The 5742-nt window shown below is 69.5% G+C and carries 8 protein-coding genes and 1 tRNA gene; 2 read left to right on the forward strand and 7 right to left on the reverse strand.

From position 1 onward, the window contains the following. Positions 1 to 418, forward strand: a 418-nt coding sequence (locus B7767_RS02605; protein ID WP_085570665.1) for a lytic polysaccharide monooxygenase, incomplete at its 5' end; no start/stop codon positions are given. Between the two features lie 49 nt (positions 419 to 467). Here B7767_RS02605 and B7767_RS02610 read toward each other — a convergent pair. The 6 genes from B7767_RS02610 to ehuB all read right to left on the reverse strand — a co-directional run bounded on the left by B7767_RS02610 (position 468) and on the right by ehuB (position 4637). Beyond that, positions 468 to 541: transfer RNA gene (locus B7767_RS02610), tRNA-Lys, on the reverse strand. 86 nt (positions 542 to 627) lie between these two features. Then, complete coding sequence (locus B7767_RS02615) at positions 628 to 1386, reverse strand: IclR family transcriptional regulator (protein ID WP_085570666.1); 759 nt, start codon at positions 1384 to 1386, stop codon at positions 628 to 630. A 195-nt stretch (positions 1387 to 1581) separates the two neighbouring features. Continuing rightward, the gene (gene ehuA, locus B7767_RS02620; protein WP_085570667.1) at positions 1582 to 2373 is read right to left on the reverse strand and encodes an ectoine/hydroxyectoine ABC transporter ATP-binding protein EhuA; all 792 of its coding nucleotides are present in this window, start codon (positions 2371 to 2373) and stop codon (positions 1582 to 1584) included. After that, positions 2363 to 3013 (reverse strand): ectoine/hydroxyectoine ABC transporter permease subunit EhuD, encoded by a 651-nt coding sequence (ehuD, locus tag B7767_RS02625; RefSeq protein WP_085570668.1) that lies wholly within the window; start codon positions 3011 to 3013, stop codon positions 2363 to 2365. The genes ehuA and ehuD overlap by 11 nt, the downstream gene beginning before the upstream one ends. Further along, positions 3013 to 3726 carry an ectoine/hydroxyectoine ABC transporter permease subunit EhuC gene (gene ehuC, locus B7767_RS02630; RefSeq protein WP_085570669.1) on the reverse strand — a complete coding sequence of 238 codons (714 nt, stop codon included), beginning with the start codon at positions 3724 to 3726 and terminating at the stop codon, positions 3013 to 3015. Before ehuC ends, ehuD begins: the two co-directional genes overlap by 1 nt. Beyond that, positions 3723 to 4637 carry an ectoine/hydroxyectoine ABC transporter substrate-binding protein EhuB gene (gene ehuB / locus B7767_RS02635; RefSeq protein ID WP_085570670.1) on the reverse strand — a complete coding sequence of 305 codons (915 nt, stop codon included), beginning with the start codon at positions 4635 to 4637 and terminating at the stop codon, positions 3723 to 3725. Before ehuB ends, ehuC begins: the two co-directional genes overlap by 4 nt. Before the next feature lie 97 nt (positions 4638 to 4734). Here ehuB and B7767_RS02640 point away from each other — a divergent pair, with 97 nt between their 5' ends. Further along, positions 4735 to 5229 carry a DUF3830 family protein gene (locus B7767_RS02640; protein ID WP_085570671.1) on the forward strand — a complete coding sequence of 165 codons (495 nt, stop codon included), beginning with the start codon at positions 4735 to 4737 and terminating at the stop codon, positions 5227 to 5229. A 179-nt stretch (positions 5230 to 5408) separates the two neighbouring features. Here B7767_RS02640 and B7767_RS02645 read toward each other — a convergent pair. Then, positions 5409 to 5742: amidase family protein (locus tag B7767_RS02645; RefSeq protein WP_256923297.1), on the reverse strand; the 334-nt coding region annotated here is incomplete at its 5' end.

The following is a 5742-nucleotide window of genomic DNA, read 5'->3' on the forward strand; positions in this document are numbered from 1 at the left end:
CCCGAGGGGCTCCCCCGCCTCGGGCCCCGCCGACGGGCAGCTCTGTTCCGCCAACAACACGCGGTTCGCCCAGCTCGACAGCCCGAAGACCCCCTCGGGCGGCGCCTGGCCCACGACCCGGGTGTCCGGCGGCCAGAACTACACCTTCCGGTGGCAGTTCACGGCGATGCACGCCACCACCGACTTCAAGTACTACGTCACCAAGCCGGGCTGGGACCAGAACCACAGACTGTCCCGGTCCGACCTCAACCTCACCCCGTTCTTCACGGTGCCCTACAACGGCCAGCGTCCGCCGCAGACCCTCTCGCACAGCGGCCGGCTGCCGTCCGGGCTCAGCGGACACCACGTGATCCTCGCGGTGTGGACGGTCCACGACACGGGCAACGCGTTCTACGCCTGCTCGGACGTGACGTTCTGATCCCGAACACGCCAAAGGGCCTCTCGCTCCCACGAGAGGCCCTTCTCGGTGCGCCGCCAGGGACTCGAACCCCGGACCCGCTGATTAAGAGTCAGCTGCTCTAACCAACTGAGCTAGCGGCGCATGACTCCCGCCGTCCGCTTCCGCGGTCGGCGACAGGGAAAATACTACCCGGTCCGCGGGGGTGGTCCGTACCACCCCCGAGCGCGCTAGATCGTCAGCGACAGCAGCACCGGGGCCGCGTTCCGGTTGAGGGTGTCGGCGGCCTGGCGCAGGCGGTGGGCGTGCGCCAGGGGCAGGGACAGCGCCAGGCATCCCACCGAGGAGCCGGCCGTGATCGGGACGGCCGCGCAGACCGTGCCGACCGCGTACTCCTGGAGGTCGAGGACGGGCACGGTGGGCGGCTGCGCCGCCAGCCGGGAGAGCAGCAGCGTGTCACTGGTGATGGTGCGCGAGGTGAGCCGGGCCGGCCGGTGCCGGGCGAGGTGGTCGCGCCGGCCGTCGTGGTCGAGCTGGGTGAGCAGGCTCTTGCCCACCGCGGTGGCGTGCGCGGAGTAGCGGAAGTCCACCCACTCGTTGACCTTCGGGGTGGCCGGGCCGTCGGCGTACTGGGTGACCTTGACCTCGCCGTCGACGTACCGGCTGATGTAGACGGCGGCGCCCACCCGGTCGCGGAGCCGGTCCAGGGTGCGCTGGAGCTTCTCGCGCAGCGCCTCCTCGTGTCCCTCGGCGGCACCCAGGCGGGCGAAGGCCGCTCCGGTGACGTACGCGCCGTCGGCGATCTGCTCGACGTAGGCCTCGCGGCGCAGCATCCGCAGGAGCGTGGTCAGCCGCTCCGTGCCGAGGCCGGTCTCGCGGGCGATGTCGGTGTCGGTGACTCCTGTGGTGTGCCGCGCCACCGTCTCCAGGACGCGCAGCGCGTCCTGGACCGAGTGGTACGACGCGGTCGGCTCGTGCCTCAGCGCCACGGTTTCCCCCTGCGCTCGCTCTTGGGGCCGCAATCCGGTCAGCGAATCCCCTCCACGATAGCCCTCAAACGGCCTCGGGGAAGCGGGTGTTGACGAGATCGCGGCCCCCTCATCTGCGGCGCCGACCCCCTGGCATATGCCAGGGGGATGAACCAGGGCGGGGACCTCGGGCATTGCCCCGCTCACGGCCCGTGGCTACAGCACCGCGCTGAGGAATTCCCGTGTCCGGTCGTGCTCCGGCTCGCTGAAGATCTTCTCCGGCGCGCCCGCCTCGATGATCCGGCCCTGGTCGAACATCAGCACCTGGTCGGAGATGTCCCGGGCGAAGTTCATCTCGTGGGTCACGCAGAGCATGGTGATGTCGGTGGAGCGGGCGATGTCCCGCAGCACGTCCAGGACGCCCGCGACCAGCTCCGGGTCGAGCGCCGAGGTCACCTCGTCGAGCAGCAGCACCTGCGGCCGCATCGCCAGCGCCCGCGCGATCGCCACCCGCTGCTGCTGACCACCGGAGAGCTGCGCGGGGTGCTTGTCGACGTGGTCGGTCAGCCCGACCATCTCCAGCAGCTCCCGGGCCCGCTCCTCGGCCGCGTCCCTGGACATGCCGAGCACGGTGACCGGGGCCTCGGTGATGTTCCGCAGCACCGTCATGTTCGGGAACAGGTTGAACTGCTGGAACACCATCCCGATCTTCTTGCGGACCTCGCGGACCTGCTTCTCCGGCGCCGGGAAGAGCTGCTCCCCGTCGACGGTGATCGTCCCCTCGTCGGGCTTGAGCAGCGTCATCAGCAGCCGCAGGATCGTGGTCTTGCCCGATCCGGACGGGCCGATCAGCGTGACGTGCTTGCCGGCGTCCACGGAGAAGTCCAGGTGGTCCAGGACCGTGTGGTTCCCGAACCGCTTGGTGACCTGCTCCAGCCGGATCAGCTCGCCGGTGCCCCTCGGGCTCCCGGGCTTCTTGTCGAACGGGGCGTGGGTGTCAGTGGACAAGGCGTCGCTCCAGGGCTCGCAGGGCAAGGGAGGCCAGGTAGGAGATGACGATGAAGGCGAGGCCGATCACCGTCAGGGGCTCGGTGAACTGGAAGTTCTGCTGCGAGAACAGCCGCGCCTCACCGAGCATCTCCAGCACGGTGATGGCCATCAGCAGCGGCGTGTCCTTCAGCATCGAGATGACGTAGTTGCCGAGCGCGGGCACCACCCTGCGCACGGCCTGCGGCAGGATCACCGCGGTCCACGTCCGGCGCAGCGGCAGGTTCAGCGCCGTCGCCGCCTCCCACTGGCCCACCGGCACGGCCTCGATGCCCGCGCGGTAGACCTGCATCGTGTACGTCGAGTAGTGCAGCCCGATGGCGAAGACACCGGTGGTCAGCGCCGAGAAGGTCACGCCCCACTCGGGCAGCACGTAGAACAGGAAGAAGAGCTGCACCAGCAGCGGGGTGTTGCGGACGAACTCCGTCACCGCCCCGACCGGCCAGGTCACCCAGCGCGTCGGCACCCGCATCAGCAGCGCCCACACCAGGCCCAGCGCGAACGAGATCAGTGAGCCCAGGACCAGGATCTGCAGGGTGACCAGCAGACCGTCCCAGAAGTGCGGCATGAAGTCGGAGACCGCGCTCCAGTCCCACTTCATCAGACGGCACCCCCCACGTTGGTCGTCTCGGGCCGCTTCAGTTCCACGTCCGGATCACGGACCGGGGTCTTGCCGACCCCCGCCTTCAGCTTCTTCTCCAGACCGCGCATCAGGCGGGTCAGCAGGAAGGCGATCACGAAGTAGATCAGCAGGACGTACGTGTAGATCTCCGCGCTCTCCTGCAGCGCCAGCCGCACCAGGTTGGCGCTGAACGCCAGGTCGCCCATGCCCATGATCGACACCAGGGCGGTGCCCTTGAGCAGCTCGATCAGCAGGTTGGAGAACGGCGGGATCATCTCCGGCACCGCCTGCGGCAGCAGGATCAGCTTCATCCGCTGCCAGGGCGTGAAGCTGAGCGCGATACCGCCCTCGCGCTGGGCCGGGTCGACCGCGGCGAGGGCACCGCGCACGATCTCCGAGCCGTACGCCCCGTAGGTCAGGCCGAGTGCCAGCGTGCCCGCCCACAGCGGCACGAGCTGCCAGCCGAAGGCCGGGGGCAGCACGAAGAACACCCAGAAGATCATCACCAACGCCGAGGTCCCGCGGAACACCTCGGTGTAGAAACCGGCGAGGAAGCGGACGATCCACAGCCGGTGGGTGCGCGCGACGCCCACGACGAAGGAGACCGCCGTCGCCAGCAGCGCGCTGAGCACGAGCAGTTGGACGGTGACCCAGACACCCTCGAGTACGCGTTCCCAGAGTCCCGATGTCATCCGCCGCAGAGCTCCTTCGCGGTCATGTCCGTCATCTCGTCCTCGGTGAAACCGAAGGGCTTGAGGATCCGGAGGAGCTCGCCGCTGTCCTTGAGCTTGCGCAGTTCGACGTTGAAGGCGTCCCGCAGGCGGGTCTCGTTCGGCCGGAAGGCGAAGCCGCCGCCGTCGACGTGCGGCTTCCCGCCGACGATCGGCTTGAAGGCCTCCGTCACCTCGGCCTTGTTCGACTTCTTCACCACTTCGCGGGTGGTGAGGGCGGTCCCGGCGAAGACGTCGGCACGTCCGGCCTCGACGGCGTTCAGGCCGGCGACCTGATCGGGGACGATCAGGATGTCGCTCTCCTTGTACCCGGCCTCGACGGCGTACGCGATCTCCGCGTACCCGGTGCCGGTGGCGAACTTCGCCTTCTTCTCGACGACGTCCCGGTAGTCGTGCAGGTCCTTCGGGTTGCCCTTGCGCACGATGAACGAGTCGAGCATCTGGTAGTCGGGGTCGGAGAAGATGACCTGCTGACAGCGGTCCGGGTTGATGTACATCCCGGCGGCCACGACGTCGAACTGCTGTGAGTTCAGCCCGGGTATGAGCGAGCCGAACTCGGTGGGTACGGGCTGCACCCGGTCCACGCCGAGCCGTTTGAAGATGACCTTGGCCAGCTCCGGTGCCTCACCGGTCAGATCGCCGTTCCTGTCGATGTAACCGAACGGGATCTCGCCGGCTATGCCCAGGCGGACGACGCCCGCCGCCCTGAGCCGGTCGAGCAGGTCACCGCCGCCCGTGGCCGCCGCCGTGGGCACGCGGGAACAGCCCGCGGCACCCAGCGCGCCGAGCGCCGCGACCCCCGCGAGCAGCGACCGACGTGAGGGCCCGGAGGCTTCTCGGAATCGTCTCAGTGGTTGCAGTGGTGGAGCCATGGCGGCGCGGCTACCCGAAGCGATGCGAGTTATTCCGGCCAATTCCGGCCCCGTTCGGCGGTCGGGCGGTCTTGACCGGCGCGGGACGATGGGGGACATGGCAGACCGATATCTCGAGATCTCCCTGGTCAAGCGTGGAGTCAGCTGCACGGCCCGACTGCTCGACGACCGGGCGCCGATCACCTGCGAAGCCGTCTGGAAATCTCTCCCGCTCTCCGGCGACGTCTACCACGCCAAGTACGCGCGCAACGAGATCTACGCCCTCTTCCCGCCCTTCGCGGACGCGGAACCGCCCCTGGAGAACCCGACGGTCACCCCCATCCCGGGCGACCTGTGCTACTTCTCCTTCGCGGGCGCCGAGTTGGGCACGAAGTCCTACGGCTACGACCGCGAGGTCCGCCCCGGTACGACGGTCGTCGACCTGGCCCTGTTCTACGAGCGCAACAACCTGCTCCTCAACGGCGACGTGGGCTGGGTCCCCGGCACCGTCTGGGGCCAGGTGGTGGAGGGCCTGCACACCATGGCCGACGCCTGCAACGACCTGTGGCGCACAGGCGCGGCCGGAGAAACCCTCAGCTTCCGGAGGGCGTAGCTGCGGCCGGCCGCGCCGCCGTAACTGCGGGCAGTCGTGCCTCCCCCAGTGCCTCAAGGGCCCGGGAGGTGCCCTCGGGGCGATGGGGGAGGGTGGGCGCTGGGGGTACCCCCTCTGGGGGAGGCACCCCGCAAGCGCGGGTGAGCGAACCCCACCCCCGCCCACACCCACGCCGGCCACTACCAGGCCGACGCCCCCGCGTCGTACAGCGTGTGGGCCGCCCGCAGCACGAGGTCGTCCCGATGCCGGGCGGCCACCAACTGCAGCCCGATGGGCAGCCCGTCGGCGTCGGTGCCCACCGGCACGGTCGCCGCCGGCTGCTGGGTCATGTTGAACGGATACGTGAACGGCGTCCACCCCGTCCACCGCCGATGCCCGGCCCCCTTCGGCACCTCCACCCCCGCCTCGAACGCCGTGACCGGCACGGTCGGGGTGACCAGCAGGTCGTAGCGGTCGTGGAAGCGGCCCATCCGCCGGCCCAGGGCCATCCGGACGTCCATCGCGGCCAGGTAC

The organism is Streptomyces sp. 13-12-16, assembly GCF_002114215.1.
Lineage (GTDB): Bacteria > Actinomycetota > Actinomycetes > Streptomycetales > Streptomycetaceae > Streptomyces.

Bases quoted from the DNA above. Each gene is read 5' to 3' on its own strand.
- ehuB (WP_085570670.1), bottom strand. From the start codon at position 4,637: ATGGCTCCACCACTGCAACCACTGAGACGATTCCGAGAAGCCTCCGGG.
- ehuC (WP_085570669.1), bottom strand. From the start codon at position 3,726: ATGACATCGGGACTCTGGGAACGCGTACTCGAGGGTGTCTGGGTCACC.
- ehuD (WP_085570668.1), bottom strand. From the start codon at position 3,013: ATGAAGTGGGACTGGAGCGCGGTCTCCGACTTCATGCCGCACTTCTGG.
- B7767_RS02640 (WP_085570671.1), top strand. From the start codon at position 4,735: ATGGCAGACCGATATCTCGAGATCTCCCTGGTCAAGCGTGGAGTCAGC.